At 42.4% G+C, this 22068-nt stretch carries 16 protein-coding genes and 1 riboswitch; of the genes, 12 read left to right on the top strand and 4 right to left on the bottom strand.

What is annotated here, in order from left to right; translation table 11 throughout:
- Positions 1 to 233 precede the first annotated feature (233 nt).
- Positions 234 to 2042, bottom strand: a complete 1809-nt coding sequence (locus GQY27_RS04720) for a 5'-nucleotidase C-terminal domain-containing protein (RefSeq protein ID WP_160032364.1) — start codon at positions 2040 to 2042, stop codon at positions 234 to 236.
- Positions 2043 to 2239: 197 nt separating this feature from the next.
- Between GQY27_RS04720 and GQY27_RS04715 the strand changes: the two genes are divergently transcribed.
- The 5 genes from GQY27_RS04715 to GQY27_RS04695 all read left to right on the top strand — a co-directional run bounded on the left by GQY27_RS04715 (position 2240) and on the right by GQY27_RS04695 (position 8988).
- A complete protein-coding gene (locus GQY27_RS04715) occupies positions 2240 to 2680 on the top strand; it encodes a VOC family protein (RefSeq protein WP_160032363.1) in 441 nt (146 codons plus the stop codon).
- A 374-nt stretch (positions 2681 to 3054) separates the two neighbouring features.
- Positions 3055 to 4467: a deoxyguanosinetriphosphate triphosphohydrolase family protein gene (locus GQY27_RS04710; protein ID WP_160032362.1), complete on the top strand. Its 1413-nt coding sequence runs from the start codon at positions 3055 to 3057 to the stop codon at positions 4465 to 4467.
- An 82-nt stretch (positions 4468 to 4549) separates the two neighbouring features.
- A riboswitch (cobalamin riboswitch) is annotated at positions 4550 to 4750 on the top strand.
- 245 nt (positions 4751 to 4995) lie between these two features.
- The gene (metE, locus tag GQY27_RS04705; RefSeq protein WP_160032361.1) at positions 4996 to 7293 is read left to right on the top strand and encodes a 5-methyltetrahydropteroyltriglutamate--homocysteine S-methyltransferase; all 2298 of its coding nucleotides are present in this window, start codon (positions 4996 to 4998) and stop codon (positions 7291 to 7293) included.
- Between the two features lie 196 nt (positions 7294 to 7489).
- A complete protein-coding gene (locus tag GQY27_RS04700) occupies positions 7490 to 8440 on the top strand; it encodes an MsnO8 family LLM class oxidoreductase (RefSeq protein ID WP_160032360.1) in 951 nt (316 codons plus the stop codon).
- Positions 8441 to 8559: 119 nt separating this feature from the next.
- A complete protein-coding gene (locus GQY27_RS04695) occupies positions 8560 to 8988 on the top strand; it encodes a hypothetical protein (RefSeq protein WP_160032359.1) in 429 nt (142 codons plus the stop codon).
- Positions 8989 to 9013: 25 nt separating this feature from the next.
- On the opposite strand, the gene GQY27_RS04690 is transcribed toward GQY27_RS04695, so the two are convergent.
- Entirely contained in the window at positions 9014 to 10105 is a 1092-nt protein-coding gene (locus tag GQY27_RS04690; protein WP_160032358.1) for a glycosyltransferase WbsX family protein, read from the bottom strand.
- A gap of 74 nt (positions 10106 to 10179) precedes the next feature.
- Positions 10180 to 11322: a glycosyltransferase family protein gene (locus tag GQY27_RS04685; RefSeq protein ID WP_160032357.1), complete on the bottom strand. Its 1143-nt coding sequence runs from the start codon at positions 11320 to 11322 to the stop codon at positions 10180 to 10182.
- Positions 11323 to 11531: 209 nt separating this feature from the next.
- Between GQY27_RS04685 and GQY27_RS04680 the strand changes: the two genes are divergently transcribed.
- Entirely contained in the window at positions 11532 to 13229 is a 1698-nt protein-coding gene (locus GQY27_RS04680; RefSeq protein ID WP_236570494.1) for a methyl-accepting chemotaxis protein, read from the top strand.
- 49 nt (positions 13230 to 13278) lie between these two features.
- A complete protein-coding gene (locus GQY27_RS04675) occupies positions 13279 to 14265 on the top strand; it encodes a TRM11 family SAM-dependent methyltransferase (RefSeq protein ID WP_160032355.1) in 987 nt (328 codons plus the stop codon).
- A 66-nt stretch (positions 14266 to 14331) separates the two neighbouring features.
- Here the strand turns inward: GQY27_RS04675 and GQY27_RS04670 are convergent, their stop codons facing one another.
- Entirely contained in the window at positions 14332 to 15288 is a 957-nt protein-coding gene (locus GQY27_RS04670; protein ID WP_160032354.1) for a D-2-hydroxyacid dehydrogenase, read from the bottom strand.
- Between the two features lie 494 nt (positions 15289 to 15782).
- Here GQY27_RS04670 and thpR point away from each other — a divergent pair, with 494 nt between their 5' ends.
- The 5 genes from thpR to GQY27_RS04645 all read left to right on the top strand — a co-directional run bounded on the left by thpR (position 15783) and on the right by GQY27_RS04645 (position 21946).
- Complete coding sequence (gene thpR / locus GQY27_RS04665) at positions 15783 to 16355, top strand: RNA 2',3'-cyclic phosphodiesterase (RefSeq protein ID WP_160032353.1); 573 nt, start codon at positions 15783 to 15785, stop codon at positions 16353 to 16355.
- A gap of 323 nt (positions 16356 to 16678) precedes the next feature.
- Positions 16679 to 17578, top strand: a complete 900-nt coding sequence (locus GQY27_RS04660) for a cell wall hydrolase (protein WP_160032352.1) — start codon at positions 16679 to 16681, stop codon at positions 17576 to 17578.
- Positions 17579 to 17655: 77 nt separating this feature from the next.
- Positions 17656 to 18339 carry a metal-dependent hydrolase gene (locus tag GQY27_RS04655; protein ID WP_160032351.1) on the top strand — a complete coding sequence of 228 codons (684 nt, stop codon included), beginning with the start codon at positions 17656 to 17658 and terminating at the stop codon, positions 18337 to 18339.
- Between the two features lie 222 nt (positions 18340 to 18561).
- A complete protein-coding gene (locus GQY27_RS04650; RefSeq protein ID WP_160032350.1) occupies positions 18562 to 19149 on the top strand; it encodes a TetR/AcrR family transcriptional regulator in 588 nt (195 codons plus the stop codon).
- Between the two features lie 334 nt (positions 19150 to 19483).
- Positions 19484 to 21946 (top strand): YhgE/Pip domain-containing protein, encoded by a 2463-nt coding sequence (locus GQY27_RS04645; RefSeq protein WP_160032349.1) that lies wholly within the window; start codon positions 19484 to 19486, stop codon positions 21944 to 21946.
- The last annotated feature ends 122 nt before the right edge of the window (positions 21947 to 22068 follow it).

Raw genomic sequence — 22068 nt, 5'->3', positions numbered from 1 at the left:
ACGCTTATGATATTTTTCGCCTTACTTATGTGGTACCATTTAAAATCTTGCTTACAAACTGTTACTAATTGACTACTTTTTTGTCTAAAACTTACATATGGACTTGCCTACAAGCTACATAATAGCGACTTCTTAACTATATTATCGGTTATATGCTGAGAATATTAATAGATTAGAGAAATTATTTTAGAAAAAGCAGGGTACAAGCATGACTTTTGATCTATATTTTGTTATTAAGACGCAACAGGGAGCTTCAATGTCTGTCCTGGATAGATCCAGTGTGCATTTTTAAGTTTATTGAGTTGTTGAAGGGTCTGCCAAGTGGTGTTGTATTTAAGGGAAATGGAATACAAGGTGTCCCCTGATTTTACAACATATACGGATGGCTTTTCTGCAACAGGCTTAGACGGTTTGCTTGGTTTAGCTGGTTTTTCGGGTGTAACAGGAACCACAGGTGCTGGTTTTTCTTCTGCTGGCGGAGCGATAACCGGTACTGTCCCTTCTGAGATTCGACCATCTGTCGTAACCGTTCCTTTACCTAACTTTTGCAGATGCGTAATTAATGCTTCATCCAGAGAGCCATACATTCCTGCTTGGCTATATTTCTTGAACATATCGTATTCATCGCCGCCGATGGACGTAAAATCATTGGTTGCCAGGGAATAAACGGCGTTCGGATCAATTGCTTTTCCGCCAACCATCACGGAGTGAACCCGGCTTCCAGCTTCTTTTGAAGGGTCGATTTTAAAAGTGAAACCGGAGATTTGCGGGAATCCGCCGCTTGCTTCGGGATAACTTTTTACCCCATTTTCCAAAGCTGCAATGAGGTCTTCGCCTTTGACGTTTAAAGTGACAATCTGGTTACCAAAAGGAAGAACAGTAATGACTTCGCCTTTAGTCACTTCCCCTTTTTCAATGGAAGCACGAATACCGCCGCCGTTCGTTAAGGCTACATCCGCACCCGATACGTCACGAAGGGCATCTGCAATGAGGTCTCCTAGATTGGTTTCGCCTGTGCGTACTTTCTCACGACTACCTTCCAGATCAGTAGAGATGTTTGCTACCACTTCGTCCAGAATCGGCGCTTGTTCTTTGGTGATGGAATCAACTAGAGCTGCTACTTTTTCATTAGGAGCAATTCCAGCTGCTTCTTTTTCGTCAATGAGGGAGGCTTTTTTCTTAACTACATCACCGCCGTCAACCCATAAATCGACGACACCAACATATTTAGTGTATTCACCGGCACTAGCAATTAATGTCCCATTATCTGCCACAATTCCATCTTCGAGCATTGTGTGGCTATGACCGTCTATATAAACATCAATTCCATCGATTTCTTTTACCACATCAAACGTATTATCTGTATCCGAGTCATCCTGCCCGATATGAGCAAGTGCAACGATCACATCTACTTTGTTACGAAGTTCATCAACGTATTTTTGCATTTCATCCGATGGATCCGTGAACTGAATACCTTCTACGTTTTTCGGATTTGTTTTATAAGCAGTTTCCGGTGTAGTGAGAGCAATAATTCCGAGTTTCACCCCATCCACTTCTTTAATGATATATGGATCAAAAAGGCCTGTGTTGTTCTTTTTCTTCACGTTGGCACTAATCATAGGAAAATTCAATTCTTTACTCAGCTTCACTAGATGCTCCCAGCCATAATTGAACTCATGGTTACCAGGAACGATGGCATCATAACCCATTTCATTCATGACTTTTACGATACTTTCCCCGTTGACGAGCGTAGCGAAGGTTGTTCCGTGAATTGCGTCACCGCCATCCAGAAAAAGCGTGTTTGGGTTATCCTTACGGTACTTATCCGCAATTCCTGCTACTTTGGCATAACCCATGATGGGAGAATCTTCTACCGCCCTAGCATGTGTATCATTTGTATGCAGAATGGTGATGTGAGTTCCTTTCTGTTCAGATGCGGAAGCAGTACCTGAGGTTACAACCGCAGCATTAGCTAAACCCACTGAACTGAAAAATAATGCGGACACAGCAATCGTCGAAAATGTCTTTTTCCATGTAAACATATCGTTTCAACCCTCCCAATTTATATCTCAAGCACATTTTACCAAATAACAACAAAGAATAGTTTGTTTTTTAATCATTTTTTGAATGAATGGAAGGTTACACCATAAGAGATAAGAAGTAGAATATATATAGTATGGACTGTTTTGAATCCGAGTTAACGTAAAATAAATATTTTAATGAAAGGAAGATTACAAATATGATTAGAGGATTGTTTGAAACACACCTCCATGTACGGGATCTAGCACGCTCTGCTGCATTTTATGAAGATCAGGTTGGACTAGAACTCGCCCATACGGATAGCCGGGGTGCCCGTTTTTACTGGATTGGCGGAAAAGGAAATGCCATGCTTGGTTTATGGAAGAAGGAACCGCATGAGATTGTTAGGCAGCATTTTGCTTTTGAGGTGCCGCTGTCTGAATTTTCAAAGACGATCGATACGCTCACCCAAAAAGGAGTGATTCTCGATAATTTTGTAGGCGACAAGACCGGAAGACCTTACGTTTTTGGCTGGATGCCAGCTGTCTCTATGTTTGCAGAAGACCCCGACGGTCATTCGATTGAGTGGTTATCCATGCTTCCAGGAGAAGCGAGACCAGAACTTGGCGTAATCCCTTGGGAAGAGTGGAATAAATTATAATTTTAAAAAGGGTATGTAAATACTCATGAACACACATGGGATGAGATAAAATAAATAAGAGCGCGCGTCTATTTTTTGAGACGGGTGCTTTTTTCAATATAGAAGTGAGCTCTGTAGTCATTCTGTCATAGGACAGCTCTTTTCAAGTTGCTATTCGCGAAGATAAATTACTTATAAGTTTAACTTATATAATAGAAGAAACACGAATTTTTTGAGGGAATAAAATGTGGCTTTTAGTGATAAAGTTAAAAAATTAAAAATATCTATGAAAATCTTCCACAAGGGATAGACGAGTGCAAATGATTTCAGTAGAGTGGGTAAAAAGAAAAGATAAAGCAGTGGATTGGATGCCCTGAAATAACGGAGGAAATCATATGGACAAATTACGTGAACACAGACAATATGCAGAAATAGATAAACTCGAAGGTTCGCGGGCTACTTATGAAAGAGACTATTCCCGCTTAATTCATTCACCGACGTTTCGCCGGTTACAGGGGAAATCCCAGGTGTTCGGTGCAGGCACAGGTGACTATTATCGCACAAGGCTTACTCATTCACTTGAGGTGGCGCAGATTGCAAGGGAAGCGGCTCGAAGTCTGCTGCGGAAATATCCCGATGCGGAGCTTGGCAGGGCAGATAACCCAGGGCTCGTTATAGATCCTGAAGTCGTAGAATGTGCTTCCATAGCTCATGATTTTGGCCATCCGCCCTTTGGTCATAAAGGAGAAGAAGTTCTCGATAACATTCTGACGAACTTGGTTCAGGAGAAAACGCAGTCCATAGTGGATGTAAATAAAACAGGCAAGGCATCACCAAACCAAGTGCAAAAAGTAACCGAAGCCATGCGCAGAAAATATGAACACTTTGAAGGAAATGCACACAATTTTAGGCTCATGATGTTCCTTGAAAAGCGAGAAAACATAGATGGACTCAATCTGTCGGATGCGGTGCTTCTTGGAGTTAATAAATACCCTTATCCCGGCATAGAGAACAAGAAGGGGATGTACTGGCATGAGTGGCAATACATCAGCGATATTCGCAGTGAGTGGAAAATTCCGAAAGGGCAAAAGACACTAGAAGCCCAGCTTATGGACCTCTGTGATGATATTGCTTACTCGGCTCATGATTTAGAAGATGGCATTAAGGCAGGGAAAATCGAAGTTCACGAACACTTTTTGCATGACCCGCACATTAAACGGCTTATTGTGGATAAGATCATGACGCTTGATGATGCATTCTGGTTGGGGTGGACAAAAGAAGCCATTGAACCAAAAGTAGAAGAGGTACTGAATAGTTTCCTCCGAATATGGGAAGAGAAGATCCCCGGCTGTGACCATGATTTTTCCCGTACCCGCCGGGAAGTAAAAGCGTATTGGGTGAGTCTGTTTGTCAGTTCCTTAGGGATTATTGATACCGGAGACTGGAAAAAGGTTACCTTTGTCAAGGAAGGAAAAGAGGATCTTGATCTGCTCCGTACAGTGAGTGTGCTTAAAAGCTTTGCATGGGTAACGATGATCAAAGATCTTAGAGTTCAGCGTCTGCAAAAAAGAAGTGAATGGATTCTCCGGCGCTTATGGTATGCATTTAACGATCCTGCAACTTCAAAATCGATCATTCCATCGGACTGGCTGCAAAGGTTTGAAAAAGACCAAGCTCGCCCCAATCCAATATGGACATGGGAACACATGATTATAGATTATATTGCAGGGATGACAGATGCTTTTGCTGAGAAAATATACAATGAATTATACGGTCTGAAAGTCGGCTCAATCTATGATCTGGATTAAATAATATAAAAAACACTATTCATAGAGATATACTTGGTGTATATTGGATACAACCTCCATATATGAGAAAAAGAGGGGTTAAGTAAATTTCACGGAAACAGGTGTACGGTGCAATATGCAGCCGTACTTAATAGGGAAGACCGGTGAGATACCGGCGCGGTCCCGCCACTGTAACAGAGATGCGGCTTGCATATGCCACTGGTTCATGAAGTGAACTGGGGAGGCGCATAGCTTACGAATCTTTCTCTGGAGCCAGGAGACCTGCCTGTTTTGACAACACTGCTGTACCTACGGGAGATAGGAAGGTGTTAAGATGGCTGCCTGTCTGATCAAGACCCAGGGGCGTCTTTACCCTAGGTAAGTAAGGAAACAGCGACGTTTTTTACGTTACAAGTGCAGACATCCGAGTTCTGCATTTCGTAAATAAAGACGGAACCGTTCTCTAGGGAAGACGTCCCTTTTTGCCATTCCTAACAGAGCCGAAAATGAAATGAATTAATCATAATATACCCATACGGAGGTAAGGAAATGAGTCAATGGATCAGTAGTAACCTAGGGTATCCAAGAATTGGTGCCAATCGCGAATGGAAGAAAGCACTCGAATCTTTTTGGGCAGGAAAAGTAAGCGAATCTGATTTTCTTGCGGAATTAAAAGGAATTCGCCTTAGCCATTTGCAGCTACAACAAGAGAAAGGAATCGATCTTATTCCAGTAGGCGATTTCTCACTTTATGATCATGTCCTTGATACAAGTACAATGTTTGGCATTGTTCCAAAGCGCTATGGGTACGAAGGTGGAGAGGTATCTTTGGATACTTATTACGCAATGGCTCGCGGTAACGATCAGGCAGCCGCTTCCGAGATGACAAAATGGTTCAATACCAATTATCACTATATCGTTCCTGAACTCGCTGATGCGAATCCTTCACTAACAGTGAATCGTCCACTTCATGCTTATTTGGAAGCAAAACAGGAACTTGGCATTGAAGGAAAGCCTGTTCTTCTTGGACTTTATACATTTCTTAAATTATCAAAAGGGTATGCGAACGCTGAACTTCCTTCCCTTGTAGAACGTTTCCTTCCGCTATATTGTGAAGTGCTTTCTGAACTGCAACAGGCGGGAGTAGAATGGGTACAAATCGATGAGCCTAGCCTCGTTACTGATATTCCAGCAGAAGATTGGAAACAAATCGAGCGTATTTATGAAGAACTGAATAAGGTAGCGCCTGAGCTTAAGATCATTTTACAGACGTATTTCGAAGCCGTAGGTGATTATGAGAAAGTGGTAAGTCTGCCTGTTCAAGGGATTGGTCTAGATCTTGTTCACGGCGGGGAAGCGAATCTTGAACATCTTCGTGAGTATGGATTCCCAGAGGACAAAGTCCTCGCTGCAGGTCTCATTGACGGCCGGAATATATGGAGAAGTGATCTGACGGAGCGCATTCAGGTGATAAAAGAGCTCGGAAAGATCGTATCCCCAGATCAATTGATCATTCAACCGTCCAGCAGTTTGCTTCATACACCGGTATCTCTTGCAAAAGAGGATGCGCTGTTACCTGTTCTGCGTAATTCATTAGCTTTTGCAGAAGAGAAATTGGATGAAATTCAGCTGCTGGTAAAAATTGCGGCAGAAGATGAGGATGTCATTCAAGAAGCTTTGGCTGAGAACCGTGAGGCACTGAGCGAACTGAATACATCCGTATTCCGCAGTAACGGTACGGTAAGAGAAGCCGTAAATAATCTGGATGAATCTTCATTCGTAAGAAAGTCTGATTTTTCAACAAGACATGCGGCTCAGCAAAAGAGATTTAATCTTCCTATTCTTCCTACAACGACAATCGGAAGTTTCCCGCAAACCGCTGAGGTTCGTAAGGCAAGAAGACAATGGAGAAATGGACAACTGGATAACCAGCAGTATGAAGCTTTTGTAGATGAGCAAACGAAAGAATGGATTGACATTCAAGAAGAACTGGGCCTGGATGTACTGGTTCATGGTGAATTTGAACGGACAGACATGGTTGAATTCTTCGGAGAAAAATTGGGTGGATTCGCCTTTACAGCAGGAGGCTGGGTTCAGTCTTATGGTTCACGCTGTGTGAAGCCGCCGATTATTTTTGGAGATGTGGTATACCAAGAGCCAATGACACTGAGAGAAACCGTATACGCTCAGTCCCTTACGAAAAAACCGGTAAAAGGGATGTTAACGGGCCCAGTGACGATTCTGAATTGGTCGTTCGTTCGTACAGATATTCCGCGCAGTGAAGTTGCTTATCAGATCGGACTTGCACTTCGTGAAGAAGTGGAGGCACTCGAGTCGGCTGGCATTGAGATGATTCAAGTGGATGAGCCGGCACTTCGTGAAGGACTTCCGCTGAAAAAGGCTGATCATGAATCTTACTTGACGGATTCCGTAAAAGCATTTAAATTATCGACTTCATCTGTTAATGATACAACGCAAATTCATACGCATATGTGTTATTGCGAGTTCCATGATGTCATTGATTCCATCGAGGCGATGGACGCGGATGTTATTTCTCTGGAAACTTCCCGCAGCCACGGAGAACTAATTGAGAACTTTAAGACACAGACGTATGACAAAGGAATTGGCCTTGGCGTTTACGATATTCACAGTCCTCGTGTCCCTTCCGTAGAAGAGATGAAAGAGGTTGTCGTATCTGCGCTGGATGTGCTCGATCCTGAACTGTTCTGGATTAACCCGGATTGTGGTCTAAAAACAAGAGGGAAAGAAGAAACCGTAGCAGCTCTTCGCAACATGGTAGCAGCTGCTGGAGAAGCACGGAACCAAATTCAAGTCCCTTCCTTATAAAAATGATTCCGGCCGTTCTGTCTCACCATATCGTGGTGAGGCAGACGGCTTTTTTGATGCTCCGTCGTTTCTCTTCTTATAGGCAGGTGAAATTTGATTTAGTAGAAACGGGGTTGCTATACTAAATTAATTCATTGTTTTTTTGTTATAGGTAGAATGAGAAGCAAACTTAAGATAACTAGGGAGTTGAGAATATATGAACCCATATGGTTCTACATCATTAGAATTAGGAATTTTAGACCTCGTTCCCAGATTAATGGATGTAACCGCCGAAGAAGCAATTCGCCAGTCTGTTCATCTCGCGATCAAAGGAGAAGAGTGGGGATATACAAGATACTGGACCTCAGAACATCATAATCTTCCAGGTACAGAATCTGCGAGTCCAGAAGTATTACTATCTCACATCGGAGCAAAAACAAATCGGATTCAACTTGGATCAGGAGCTGTACTTCTTCCCTACCATCATCCGATTCGGGTAGCAGAAAATTATCATATGCTGGCTTCCCTCTATCCCGGACGTGTTGAGCTTGGAATCGGTCGCGCTCCAGGGGGATCGGCCCATTTATCGATGGCTCTTGCCGGTAATTATTTAGAGAAAGTGGCCAAGTATCCGGAACTCATTAAACAGCTTCAAGATTTGCTTCACGGAAAATATAGTTTTGATGGGGAGCCGATTGCGGCTAAACCGTTACCGGAGATTCCTCCTGCTTTGTGGCTGTTAGGGACCAATGTGAAAAGTGCGGAGTATGCCGCGCAGTTTGGAACGGGTTATGTATTCGGTCAGTTTATGAGTGAACAGGATGCTGCGGAGATGCTGCGAAAATATAGGGAGCAGTTTATCCCTTCCGAGAATCTTACGAAACCAAAAGCGAGTATTGCGGTCAATGTGATCTGTGCTCCTTCTGCAGATGAAGCTCTTTCCTGGAAAGAGGAAGCGCTCATCTTACACCGGAAAGCGACGGGGGGAATCGTAGAGGTGCCATCTTATCCTGTCATCATCGGAAATCCCAAACAGGTCAAAGAGGAGCTGCTAGTGCTTGCACAAAAAACAGGGTGTAACGAGATCCTCATCTCTACCCGTGTGGCATCCTATGAACAACGTTTATTATCCTATGGATTATTAGGGGAAGAAATGAGCAAAGGGTAATAGATTAGTTTTTCACTCTCTTCCTATATTATTAAATCGAAAGGATAATTGTACTTTTGTTATAGAGCAAATCTCTTTCCTTTACATAGAATAGAGTAATAAGGAAGGGAGTGAAGTGTATGGCGACATTTGATAATATCAGTGTAACGGGAGACGCAGCAATTAACAGACATCTGCAGGTTCTTGGAGGGACAACTTTACAAGATGTAAACTCCCAGAACCAAACGATTCAGCAGGGTCTTAATGTGAATGGCAGCCAAACCATTGCCGGACAACTTCAGGTCAATGGCAGTGCAACCATTTTGCAACATTTGGGTGCAGGACAAAGCCTCAGTGCGAACGAGAATGTGGTAGCTGGATCCAAACTCATCTCTTTAGGGGTTCCCGCCGTGCCGCCCGTCAGCGCTGCTCCAAGTGGTGTTACTTTCTATAATGCGACGAACAGCGGTCAGCCTGGTTTAGTACTGAAAGGGACAGACGGGAACAACTATGTTCTATTTATTGACGTGTCTTCGGGTATACCAACCCTCGGTATCCATCGGATTTAAGTAATAAGCGAAATGGTTTGATATATTACCTCTTTTTTGGAAGTTTTGTTTTACCCTCCATGTACTTTTCATGGCGTGTAACAGCTTCTTGAACGGCCTCCAAATATGAAAAATGATGTTTCTTATCTGGTTCCAGATAAGTCCCCTCCGCCCATTCATTCCAAGCATTGATAAATACAAACTCCGATTGATAGATCGAAGCAGCCCGGTTCATCTGTTTCGTTAAATAATAACTAAATTTTTCGGGAGTAGACCCAATACAGCTTTGCCCGCGGGCTCCAATTCGAGGAGTGTTATCCCAATTGACATAGGCACCTGGGAAAATCGTTTCACCGCTTCGGTGCGGAGATCGGCCTAGTATCATTTCCCATATTCTGTCATAATCAAATACCAGATGTTCTCCATCCTTAGTGCTAATATAACTCCAGAGATTTGCATTATGTCCATGAGCAAACGTATAATGCGGTTCAAATTCAATACTTGCTTCAAAACCAGACTGCGGGGGGATCTCGAATCCCCCTAATGTTCTTGCAAAATAAATACCTTCGAGACCACTTCTTATAGCCAGTTGATTCCAAAACCGAAGCATTTCTTCACAGCGGGGAATGGCGCCCGGACGATAAATAATAAATAGAGGTTTATTCTGAACCCGAATATATCTCGGGTCTTGAAAGGCAGTTAGGAGTTCATCAAAATGCTCAGCCCAGTCGTTTTCATCGCCATAATCTTGAGGCATGAGGATTTCATTATTTCCGCCATCCCATTTACGTGTCCAAGGTTCATTAGCCCAGGATAGACAGAAAGGAAAATCGGGTTCCCCTGATTTCAGAACAGATTGGAACGGCTTTTCGAGCAGACGCTTTCCTTTAAACCAATAATGGTAGTAACAAAATCCGTAAATGCCGTGAGACCTAGCCGCATCGGCCTGCCATTTTCGAATGGAAGCATCCATTAAGTTATAATACAAATCTTTTAGCGGTTCTTTCGGCTGAACATGTTTCTTATATAATGGTTTGTTTTTTCGCGTATTGGTCCATTCGGTGAATCCCTCTCCCCACCAGGCATCGTTTTCGTCAATCTGATGGAACTGAGGAAGAAAATAAGCAATCAGTTTCATATAGAACTTTATCTCCTTTCCTCTATCTAAGACGTTCATATAAAGAGGTAAAGGCCCCTTTCGGAATACATAAATCACTTGCCTTCAAGAAGAGTGTTCGTAAAATCCATTATCAGATGAAAGAAGGAATAATCAAACTCGCTCCGTACCAGAGCTCTGGAGCTGATTTTTCTCTTCTCCTCTGGATGTTCTTTATAGTAAGTCACATGTGAGCCAAGTTCTTCAGGGCTATGAAAGGAAACAAAGTCTTCTCCCGGTATCATATAGTTATCCTGATTCACACCATGTTCCGCAAGCAAAAAGCCTCCGCACGCCGCGATATCCAGTCCCCTTCGGTCATTCCCACCAAAACTTATGATGATATCTGCTCCATTGTAGAGCTGTTTTATATCATTACTTGTCTCTGGGATCCATGGTTCTACTCTAGGAATGTCTCTCCAGTTATCACCTATAGCGATTATGCGTCCATCCGGACTGCTTTCACAAAGGGCTTCAAGATAAGGATGTAAACGAGGTTCGTAATCTCCAAGAAGGAGTAGGTCGGACTGTATATGTGCAGGTGCTTTTTCTGGAGCGAATAGCTCTGGATCAGGACCGAAGGGGATATAGACTACCTTTGAGGTCGTTGTCTTTTGATACGTGTAGATGTGCCTTGGATTTTGTGTAATGACATAATCCCAAACTAGAGAATCAGGGTTCGTATTTAAGTGGGAAAGAGGACCATATACATCCTGTAACCAGAGGACCGTTTTAAGGTCTTTATAATAAGATGCCTGACCAGCAAGAGGCAGGTTGGTTCGGTTTCCGACGACAAGGAGGACATCGGGCTGATATAGTGTGATTGCATTAACTAAGTTATCCTCAATCTTCAGCGGGAATACCTCTTTAAAAAGCATACGTAAAGATTGTATAAACCGGATTTCTGTTGAAGGTAATCCTGCATCGTATTCCCAGAGTAACAGAAGTCGTAGCTTCTTAGCATCACGAATAGAAAAAGGTGGCTTATTAGGGGGAGTAAGGGGAGCAGCCGAGCTCCGATTCTCAGGAAGAGGATGGTTCAGCTGCACACCTGAATTAGAAATCTTTGGTGGAAAAGAGAGGACTTTAGAAGCTGTAGTTAACTTCGCGGGGCTCTGCTTTTTGGTAACAGTACGTTTCCTTCTGGGTACCGCTGTTTTTTTATGCAAAGAAGATGCCGACTTTTCATTTTTTTTCATGACTGGTTTCGTTCCTTTGTATTTCGCATTTTAAGTTAGTTTATGATGAAGGCCTGCTTTGTTTCATGGCACATACCCAAAATAAGTGAAAAAGGTGATTATTTAGGCTCAATATATAGTGAGTAACTCACATTCTTACCTTCAATTACCGACATATTATAAAGAAGTAAATCATCAAGAGGCTTTTGGGGGGAGAAACATTGTTAAAAATGAAGACAATAGGGCAGCGAATTACTTTTGTAATGGTGACGCTGTTAATCTATGTGATCGTGATTGGATCAGTTTCCATAGTACAGACCAAGTCTATGGAAACAAATGCGAAGGACATTACTCAAAGGATAATGCCTGCCATGAACCAGATCAACAATATTACCTTTGCTTCCGAGCATATTCAGAAGCTGAGTTATGATTATTACTTGGCAGAGGATATGGAGAAGAGAAAAGCAATTGGAGAGGAACGATTACAGACCATTCGCTATCTTAGCGATACGAAAAAAGCATATAACGATAGTATCTCTAATGAAGAAACTCAAAAGAAATTTGATGCTTATGTTGCAGAATGGGATGCCTATAGTAAGGTGAATACAAAAGCCATTGAAAAAGTGGATGGAAACGATCCCGATTTGGCTTATGAAGTTATGCTCAAATCAGAGACTTCCTATCGGAAGATGCTGGTTCAATTAAGGTCACTAGTTGAACTGAATCAACAAGAGGCAGATCAATCGGTCATTAAGCTAGAAAAAAGTTCATTAAGATCCGTAGGGATCATGATTTTTGGTATCGGCTTAATTATGATTGCGACACTTGTCAGTAATTTTGCATTAATTCGTACCCTGGTGAGACCCATTAAGAAGATTGAGAGGAATGTACAATCCATCGCGAACGGAGATTTAACAGTAGAGGATATCTACCGAAAGAAAGAAGATGAACTCACATCGCTCGGTAGAGGGATTAATCAGATGAAGGCTAATCTGGTTGAAATCGTAAGTCAGATCGGAACGACATCTAAACTTATTGAATCGCATAGTAGCGACCTCGCGTTGACTTCAGAAGAAGTGAAACTCGGAAGCCAGCAAATTGCGATCTCGATGGAGGAATCGGCAAAAGCAACCGAAAGTCAGGCAGAAACCGCTACTTCCGCCGCTAGAACGGTTGAAGTGCTGAATGAGCATATCCGGGATCATGCTTCGAAAGGTGAGCAGCTTAAAGGGATGTCCGAACTTGTTCTTGAACGAGGAACTCGCGGGAAACAAATTATGCAGAAGTCGATTGAACAGATGAACCAAATTGCGAACCGGGTATCCTCGTCTATGAACCAAGTGAACCATCTGGATAAGAGTAACGAAAGTATCTACGAACTTGTTCATGTCATCCGCGAAATTGCAAAACAAACCAATCTGTTATCTTTGAATGCATCCATTGAAGCGGCAAGAGCAGGGGAACATGGTCGTGGATTTGCTGTGGTCGCTGAAGAAGTAAGATCATTATCGGATGCAGTTCAGCAGACGGTGGGTCAGATTGACGAGTTAACTACTCAAATTCAACAAGATACTAGATCCGTTGTGCTGTCACTCGAGAGTGGAGTGCAGGAAACAACGCGAGGAACCCGCCAAATGGAAGAAGTAAATGATGCATTTGAACAGATTACGTCTTCGGTAGTTGAAATGGTGGCTGTCATTAACGAGGTGACATCGGGCCTTGAAGGGATGCAGCAACTAAGCGGTGAAATGAACGATTTCAGTCAGCAGATTTCTGCGATTTCACAGCAGTCAGCAGCGGGTATAGAAGAAGTATCTGCATCGGCAGAGCAGCAAGTTGGATCGCTTGAAGTGGTAGCCGATCGAATTGGGAGGCTCAGAACGTTGTCAGAGGAACTGCTCGCTTCCATCTCTCAGCTTCGGGTATAATAGAAGCGAGTATGAACAATACGAGATGAGAAGGGATTTACGGTTACTCATGATTATTCATAATAGAAATAAAGCGAACGATACATTTTTATATACTTTTGCCTGTCACGAAAGTGAACAGGCTCTTTGTCATTTAGAGCTAAAACGACTGCTTGGAATGCAGGAGGCTTTGGACCATTCATTTTATATAACGAATCACTGCATCGATCCTTCGCGGAGTCCCTTTCTTAATAGGAGAGTAGATATATTCTTTTCGGCTTCTAGCCTGGATGAATTGTTAATGCTTGCCGAATCTATAGAACTAGAAGAGGATTCCACTTTTAAAGTGTTGTATCTGAAAGAAGGGCTTCCTTACACTTATGATGAACAGAGAACGCTTGAACGTTCGGTAGGGAACCGGGTAAAAGGGATCGCGAGAATGAAAAAACCAGATGTTACACTGGGGCTCATTCACTTGAAATCAGGATGGATGCTGGGACAATGTCACGAAGCAGAGAGTGTGTGGCTGAATCACAAAAACAAACCGCATAATTATTCCACTGGCTTCAGTTCCAGGGTTGCCAGGGCGCTCGTTAACATAGCAGCGCCTGAAGCCGCAGGGGTAACGATAATTGATCCTTGCTGCGGGATGGGGAATGTCCTAATTGAAGCTTTGTCCATGGGGATATCCATCCGCGGTAATGATATCAACCCGCTTGCCGTCCAAGGGGCTCGTAAGAATCTTCGGCATTATGGTTATGACGATACTCTTGTTACGCTTGGAGATATGACAACTCTCGAAGAAAAGGCCGATCGCGCAATATTAGATCTACCATATAATGTGTGTTCCGTGTTACCTCTAGAAGAACAGCTGCAACTGCTGAGTCACCTTGGAAAACTAGCCGAGGAAGCAGTCATTGTAAGTACACAGCCTATTGCGGAGCAGCTACGGCAGACGGGATGGCGAATTGAAGACCATGTAACCACATCAAAAGGTTCTTTTGTTCGGGAAATTTGGTACTGTAAGAGGCAAACGAGGATTCACCTTAGAGAATAAAGCCTATTAGTTAAAAATAAGACAAACCCGCTACAAGATATAGGTCTTGAGCGGGTTTTTGTAATTCTAATAAGAACGACTGTAATCAACTAGATTACGTGGAAGAGTCTCGTTCTTCACATAAGCTTTCAAGTTTTCTATAAATATTTCAAAAGCACGTTCCTTATAATAAGGAGTGCTTCCAGCAATATGAGGTGTAATCAGTACATGATCCATCGCCCATAGAGGATGATCGCTCGGTAAAGGTTCTTCTTCAAATACATCGAGTGCAGCAGATGCGATCTGTTTTTCTTGTAAAGCTTTCAGCAGTGCAGAAGTATCTACGGTTGCGCCGCGGCCAACATTGATGAAGCATGCCTCTTTTTTCATTGCGGCAAAAGCCTGTTCATTAAATAGATGGCGGGTATCATCGGTAAGGGGAAGAATGTTAACCACATAATCTCCATCAGCCAGTACTTCTTCAAAACGTTCCATGGAGACCATTTTGCTGACATGATCTACTTCTTTACCCGATCTGCGAACACCAATTACCTTCATGCCAAAAGCTTCGGCAAGTTTAGCTGTGGCCTTCCCAATCTCACCTACGCCGACGATGACCATCGTTTTTCCATGTAGTTCACTCATGTGATCTTCACTTGCATCCCATGTGCTGTTAGCCTGATTTACAGCAGCTCTTTTAAGACTACGGGATAAAGACAACATCATACCAAGAATCATTTCAGAGATCGGAATCGCATGAATGCCGCTTGTATTGGTGAGTAGGATATTTCGCTCTTGCAAAGTTTCTTGAGGAAGATAGTCTACGCCGGCAGACCAAGTCTGTATCCATTTTAATTTGCTGTCAGGGTGTAATAATTCATCTGGTCTACTTTTTGGCCAACCCACCAGAATCTCTGCTTCTCGCAGAACGGAGGAATCAAGTTCCTTTGCTTTGCCTGTAGTGATCGTATAATGAGGTGCTATATCCTGGATACGCTTCTGCTCTGTCTCTGTAAAAGAAATTAAACTTACAATTTTGCTCATTCGCGGATCCTCCTCGTTTTATGTATAGTTATAGTGTAGCAGATGATAAGGGAGACGGGCAATTGAAGCAGGGGAGGGCCCCCTTCATGTATACCATCAATTACCTAACACTTATAATAGTAGAAACCCATCTTTTATTGTTAGATTTAGAACAGCTGTACTCTTCTATAGAAACCTATTATATAGAAATAAAAAAAAATTAACGTTGATAAAGCGGAGAAACCACATCTAGTTATAGGTTATTTACCCAGAAAACAGGAGCAATAAAAATTTGCTTTTGTTACCAAAATTTATGGAGAGAAGGACATTTAACGTACGCTTGTTACCTTATTTCATTTCTCATGATCTTTTTGGGAGTAAACATACAATATGGGAATTTAAACCTTTTATTACTACTTAGTACCTGGTACTAGTACTAGGGTATTATTATTATAATTTGGTTAATACTAGGTAAAGATATAGAGATAAAATTGAAATGAGAGAGGGAGCTTCGAATGACGCAAACGACACAAGAAAAAGTACGCATCTTTACAGCGGTTTCGCTACCAGATCCTGTGAAAAACGAAATACAGCGCTGGACAGTCGATAACAAAGATAAACTCCCCTTCCGTAATTTTACACATAAAGAAGATTATCATATTACCCTGCAATTTTTAGGGGATACGGAAAGAGGGTCTATAAATAGGCTGTGCGAAACTCTTCGAGAGGCAGCTGTTCAGATCGAACCGTTTCCTCTTAGCGTTGGGAATGTAGGTGTTTTTGGTACATCATTACGTCCTAGGGTTTTATGGAGAGGCGTTGAAGGAGAGATTGATAAGCTCGCTGAGCTTTTCCAAAATATCCTAGATGTAACGGTTCCGCTGGGATATATACCTGAGGATCGTCCTTATCGGCCTCATATTACGATTGCTAGGAAATTTGATGATTCTAAGAATTGTAATTGGAAATTAGAGGAGCTTCAGGCACAGGAAAAAATGGAACCGTGGCTTGTCAAAGACTTTGTATTATTTCAGACGATGCTTGGTCAAAAACCGATGTATAAAATAATTGAGAAGTTTGATTTTTAATCTCCTTCTTTCTCTTAAGTTGTTTAAAAATGGATTGATTGTTTATTATCCTAAAAATATACAATCAATCCAAATATATTAAAGAAATTAATAGAGATAAAAAAATTCACAAAAATTATTCAAAATTTTTTATTTTATGATGCAGAGCAGGTGTTCGTGTGTTAAAAATCCTGATGTATCAACGAAATTTTGAGTTTAACATTACCCTCACTTGAGGGGCTCACAGAGATATTAGACGCATAAAATAGTTTTCTCTATGTATTCAAACCTTGCAATTTTGGTTACAGTTAAGTAGAATTGTGCCGATATAACAGGAGGTTATTATGAATACAAATAGAGAGATTCGCTGGTTAGCACCGCTCATGTATGTGCTGCTTGTGTTTATATTGGGGGCAAGCCTGATTACAAAGGCTGTTGAAGTATATGGGGAAAGTACAACTCAGGATAGTACGGAATCCGGAACTCCTATGAATCAAATAGCAGTAAATCATAACAGCAGGATGTACTCTGATCGGGACGGAGTCGCTATGCTTACTTCCGTGACGGATTTAACAGGAGTAACCACTGTAACAACGGCACAGCTGACACAAGATTCAGGACGTTCGTCTTCGGATGACCATGTCTTGCTTAGAACAGCTGCTCTTTCGGCAGAAACGAATGCCGAGAATGAGAAAGAAGCAGAGCGTAAGGCTCTAGAAGCCCAAAAAGAAGCTCAACGAAAACTACGTGAACACCAAAAAGCAATTGCACTGGCAAAAGAAAAGGAAAAACAAACTACTCCCCCAAAAACTCTATACTTTACCAAGACGGAATTACTAACCCAGGAGGAGAAAGACAAGGCCACTTGGAACTACAACGTCTCGGATAAAGAGCTGCGTATGCTACAAAAAATTGTCATGGCAGAAGCAGAAGGTGAACCGTACGAAGGCAAAGTAGCAGTAGCTAACGTTGTCTTAAACCGGCTACGGTCAGCCAATTATCCCGATACTATTAAAGGCGTTATCTATCAAAAATATCAATTTAGTCCCGTGGCGAACGGCCGGATGGACCGTGTAACGCCGAACGAGGACACGATTCGTGCTGTCAATGAAGCGCTCAACGGGCGAAAAGAAGTGCCTGACGAAACACTCTACTTCTTATCTATTACCCTAGCTGACGACTTAACAGTACATCATTCCCAAGTAAAAGTGAAAAGAATCGGAAATCATACATTTTATAAATAAGTCCTAAAAGTGATATACTAGAAAGATAGTTCCTTTAAGAAATGTTCATTTCTACTGAATAGGAGGCGTATCACTCTATGAAAATCACATACTATGGACACTCATGTATCCTTGTTGAAGAAGCAGGAAAACGCGTCATTATTGATCCTTTTTTAACAGGAAATCCGACCGCTAAAATAGCTGCCGAAGACGTCAAAGTAGATGCCGTGCTGTTAACACATGGTCACTCGGATCACTTCGGTGATACAATCACGATCGCAAAACAGAATGATTGCCCCGTTGTAGCGGTCTATGAATTAGCAGAGTATTGCCAGAGTCAAGGAGTACAAGCACAACATATGAACATTGGCGGAAGCTGTCAGTTTGATGGTTTTAAAGTAAAGTATACGCTCGCTTTCCATAGTTCCTCTCTCGAAGTGAATGGAACCACCGTATACATGGGACAGCCTGCGGGAATCCTGTTAACGATGGGTGACAAGACGATCTACCATGCAGGAGATACAGCACTTTTCGGTGATATGAAAATCATCGGTGAAATGAACGATATTGATACAGCCATCCTGCCAATCGGCGATGTGCTGACAATGGGACCTGAGGATGCTGTAATCGCCGCTGAATGGCTCAAAGCAAGAAAGGTTATTCCAGTTCATTACAACACCTTTCCGTTTATTAAACAGGATGCAAATTCGTTTACTGAGCTGCTAGAGTCCAAAGGGATAGCAGGAGTTGCTTTAGAGCCGGGTGCTAGTACAGAAATCTGATTCTTAATGAATCAATCATTTTCATGAGTTATGATATTGATTAAATAGATAAGAAAGAGCTGCTTACGGTCTTGCTGGGTAAGGCGGATGGTGAGCTGCTCTTTCTTTTTTTTGAACTTGTTATTTTTTTCTTGCTTATAGAATAAAAAAGTGGTAAAGTGATTTTTGACCGAATGACTGAATTGGATTTTTAGTCAATAAGAGATTAGAGGAGGAGAGGCAATGGCTCCGATAGATCGTCGCAAACAAATACTCAAAGCAGCAGCGAAGTCATTTGCTTTGTTTGGTTATAAAGCAACGACGATGGATCAGGTGGCGAAGATTGCGAATGTAGGCAAGGGAACAATCTACACCTTTTTTACCAATAAGGAAGAATTGTTCGATGAGATTTTGCATGAAGTCATAGTAGAAATGAAAAATTTAGCAGAGAAAGAATTAGACCATGAGCAGACGTTTTTCAATAACTTGTTTCGAATATTAGATTCCTTACTTGAGTTCAGAGAGCAGCATGACCTGCTCATTAAGCTTTCACAAGAAGTGAGGGAGTTTGGAACACTGCAGGCAAAAACGGGCAATGCCAAGGTAGAAGGTGTAATCACAGGTTATCTCGAGAAAGAACTTCGCTTAGCGCAAGAAAAGGGAGAGATAAAACCTTGTGATCCAAAAGTAGCGTCTTTCATTATGTTTAAGATCTACATTGCACTTACTTCGGATTGGAGTCATGGGAATGACCCACTCAGCAAAGAAGAAATTAAGCAGTACATTGAGTTGTTTTTGGTGCATGGACTAGTGCCAGATCTTCCAGTATAAAAATACTTACTGAAAGCCGGCTGCGAAATACCGTGATTTTAGAAGTTAGAAATAGCCGGCTTTTAAAAAAAACTTCCCTGAGACAAGTAGAAAGTGTGCGATAAAACAAAAAGAAATGTTTCATTGCTCAGGTAGAGGATTATATAAATAATGCAGTAATTAGGTTGTATCTTTGAAAAAGCATGGGAGAAAGGTTATTTTTTTTCATCTCATATGACTATTTGGGGAAAACAGTCATGAAGTTCGCGCTTTCATTTTTCATTCTGCGCTTATGAAATGAAATGACAACTAGAAAGTTCGAAGTGAGATAGCGTAAAGGGAGAGAAAGAAGTAAATGAGGACATTATCCGTATTTTTTCAAGATGTATGGCGAGCACTGAAGAACCCCAAAGTTCTTATTCCGCTCATCGCAGTGATGCTGATTCCTATTCTGTATACAGGCGTATATCTTACCGCCTTTTGGGATCCTTACGGCAAGCTGGACACACTGCCTGTAGCGGTAGTGAATCAGGATGAGGGTGCTGAATTTGAAGGCAAGCAGCTTCAGATCGGGGAAGATCTCATTGAGGAACTGAAAGAAGGGCAAGATTTCAATTGGCAGTTTGTTGATCTCGATGAGGCAAGACAAGGAATGGATAATAACGAGTACTATATGATGATTACCATTCCAGAAGATTTTTCACAAAAAGCAACGACATTAATGGATGATAAGCCAAATCCTTCTGAACTGATCTATGAACCAAATGCGAACTATAACTTTGTTGGAGCTCAAATTGGTGACACGGCAATGAAGGAAATCAGCAAGAAGGTATCTGCTGCGGTAACTGAATCCTATACAGAAACGCTGCTTGATAAATTCACAGAGGTAGCGGATGGATTCGAAGAAGCAGGAGATGGAGCAACCAAAATTAATGACGGTGCCGGTGAACTGAATGATGGAGCGCTGACCCTTCAAGAAAATCTTCAGAAACTGACAGACGGAACGCTGGAACTAAAAGAAGGCATTGCTCCACTTGCAGACGGGGTCAAAACCTTGGATGATGGAGCGGGTCAATTAAGTTCAGGTGCGAGCGATCTTTCTTCAGGACTTTCTCAGCTCGTTGATGCAGAAGGCCAGCTGGCTGGCGGAATTGGACAGCTTCAGGATGGTGCGGGTAAGTTGAAAGACGGTATTGAAAGTTCTCGTGAAGGTGCAGGCAAGCTTAGCACGGGTCTTTCTGCTGCGTCGGAAGGCGCGGACTCCCTAGTATCGGGTCTTGAAGATGCATCAGCAGGAAGTGAAAAACTAGTAGCCGGACTTACTTCTACCGAAGCGGGTGCCAGCAAACTTTCAGATGGACTAAAAAGTGCAGCTGGAGGAAGTGAGCAACTTGTAGGTGGTCTCAAAGCATCTCAAACGGCTAGTAAGCAAATAGCTGAGGGTGCACAAGGTGTAGCAGACGGAATTAAACAGCTGACTGAACAGAGTCCAGAACTCGCAGCAATTCCTGAGGTACAAAAGCTGCTTGCAGCGAGCCAGGCTGTTGCAGAGGGAAGCAGTGAGCTTAGTGAAGGACAAAGTAAGCTGTTAAGTGGAGCACAGGCTCTGAATGAGGGAAATTCACAGTTATCTTCAGGAGCGGACGAACTTCTCGCAGCTCAGAAGCAATTACTTAATGGAGCTCAGTCTCTTAATGACGGACACGGACAGCTATTAAGCGGAGCACAAAAGCTTGCTGATGCCCAGAAACAATTAGCAGAAGGGGCAAGTACCCTTGCTGCAGGTCAAGATCAGCTTCTCGCAGGGGCGGATCAGTTATATAGCGGTCAGGGAGAACTCTCTAGTAATATGAACTTGTTCGGAGAAAAATTAAGTGAAGCAGCAACGGGAAGCAGCAAACTCAGCTCAGGTGCAGCCGATCTTAAAACGGGAACAAGTACGCTTGCTGGCGGTGTAGGTGAACTTACCGGTGGGGTTGATACTCTGGCAGAAGGTTCTGTAAAACTTACGGATGGTGCCGGCGAACTTCACAATGGATTGACAGAATTGAAAGACGGATCAGAAGAGCTTGCAGACAAGCTTAACGATGCGGCTGACGAGACTGCAGAGATGAAAGGCAAAGACGATAGTTTTGTTGATATGTTCGCGGAGCCGGTTCAAACCGTAGAGAATGAATCAAGACTCGTTTCGAATTACGGAACAGGACTCACACCTTACTTTATGTCGATCGGATTATTTGTAGGTGCATTGATTTCAACGATCGTGATGAGCATGCGTGAAACAAGTGTACCAGGTGCAACCCCTTGGGCACGCTTTGTGAGCCGATTCTTTGCTTTTGCAGGAATGAGTATTCTTCAAGCTATTACAATTGCTACGTTCATGTTGTATGGGTTACACCTTGAAGTACAGAGTGTTCCTTATTTCTATCTGTTCTCCATCATCACAGGTATTGCTTCTATGATGATTGTTCAGGCACTCGTAACTTGGCTGAATCTAGTGGGACGTTATCTTGCGATCGTTCTACTCGTACTTCAACTTGCTACAAGTGGTGGGACATTCCCGCTTGAAACGCTGCCAAGTTGGATGAGTCCAATTAGTCATTTGTTGCCGATGTACCACAGCGTTGTTGGTTACCGTGCTGTAGTCATGAGCGGAAACTATGATCTAATGTGGAAACAAGCTGAGATGTTAAGTGTTTATGCTGTAGTGGGCATGTTATTAACACTCGGATACTTCTTATGGAGCGGCTCTAAAAAAAGTAAGGAACAAACAGAAAATCAAACTCATACGCACAGTGGTGAAGCACTGACCGCATGATGAAGCAATTCAAAAAAAGAGATATCAAAAAAATAATGAAGCACCCATAATACAGCCTATCATAGATAGACTTGTTTGAAAGTGTTTCTTGTCACACAAAGCCCCGCCTTCCATAAGAAGGC

Source organism: Paenibacillus sp. An7 (genome assembly GCF_009870785.1).
GTDB lineage: Bacteria > Bacillota > Bacilli > Paenibacillales > Paenibacillaceae > Paenibacillus.
This window is presented reverse-complemented; position numbering and strand designations above follow the sequence as displayed.

Coding starts and splice junctions, on each gene's coding strand:
- GQY27_RS04720 (WP_160032364.1), bottom strand. CDS start 2,042: ATGTTTACATGGAAAAAGACATTTTCGACGATTGCTGTGTCCGCATTA.
- GQY27_RS04715 (WP_160032363.1), top strand. CDS start 2,240: ATGATTAGAGGATTGTTTGAAACACACCTCCATGTACGGGATCTAGCA.
- GQY27_RS04710 (WP_160032362.1), top strand. CDS start 3,055: ATGGACAAATTACGTGAACACAGACAATATGCAGAAATAGATAAACTC.
- metE (WP_160032361.1), top strand. CDS start 4,996: ATGAGTCAATGGATCAGTAGTAACCTAGGGTATCCAAGAATTGGTGCC.
- GQY27_RS04700 (WP_160032360.1), top strand. CDS start 7,490: ATGAACCCATATGGTTCTACATCATTAGAATTAGGAATTTTAGACCTC.
- GQY27_RS04695 (WP_160032359.1), top strand. CDS start 8,560: ATGGCGACATTTGATAATATCAGTGTAACGGGAGACGCAGCAATTAAC.
- GQY27_RS04690 (WP_160032358.1), bottom strand. CDS start 10,105: ATGAAACTGATTGCTTATTTTCTTCCTCAGTTCCATCAGATTGACGAA.
- GQY27_RS04685 (WP_160032357.1), bottom strand. CDS start 11,322: ATGAAAAAAAATGAAAAGTCGGCATCTTCTTTGCATAAAAAAACAGCG.
- GQY27_RS04680 (WP_236570494.1), top strand. CDS start 11,532: ATGAAGACAATAGGGCAGCGAATTACTTTTGTAATGGTGACGCTGTTA.
- GQY27_RS04675 (WP_160032355.1), top strand. CDS start 13,279: ATGATTATTCATAATAGAAATAAAGCGAACGATACATTTTTATATACT.
- GQY27_RS04670 (WP_160032354.1), bottom strand. CDS start 15,288: ATGAGCAAAATTGTAAGTTTAATTTCTTTTACAGAGACAGAGCAGAAG.
- thpR (WP_160032353.1), top strand. CDS start 15,783: ATGACGCAAACGACACAAGAAAAAGTACGCATCTTTACAGCGGTTTCG.
- GQY27_RS04660 (WP_160032352.1), top strand. CDS start 16,679: ATGAATACAAATAGAGAGATTCGCTGGTTAGCACCGCTCATGTATGTG.
- GQY27_RS04655 (WP_160032351.1), top strand. CDS start 17,656: ATGAAAATCACATACTATGGACACTCATGTATCCTTGTTGAAGAAGCA.
- GQY27_RS04650 (WP_160032350.1), top strand. CDS start 18,562: ATGGCTCCGATAGATCGTCGCAAACAAATACTCAAAGCAGCAGCGAAG.
- GQY27_RS04645 (WP_160032349.1), top strand. CDS start 19,484: ATGAGGACATTATCCGTATTTTTTCAAGATGTATGGCGAGCACTGAAG.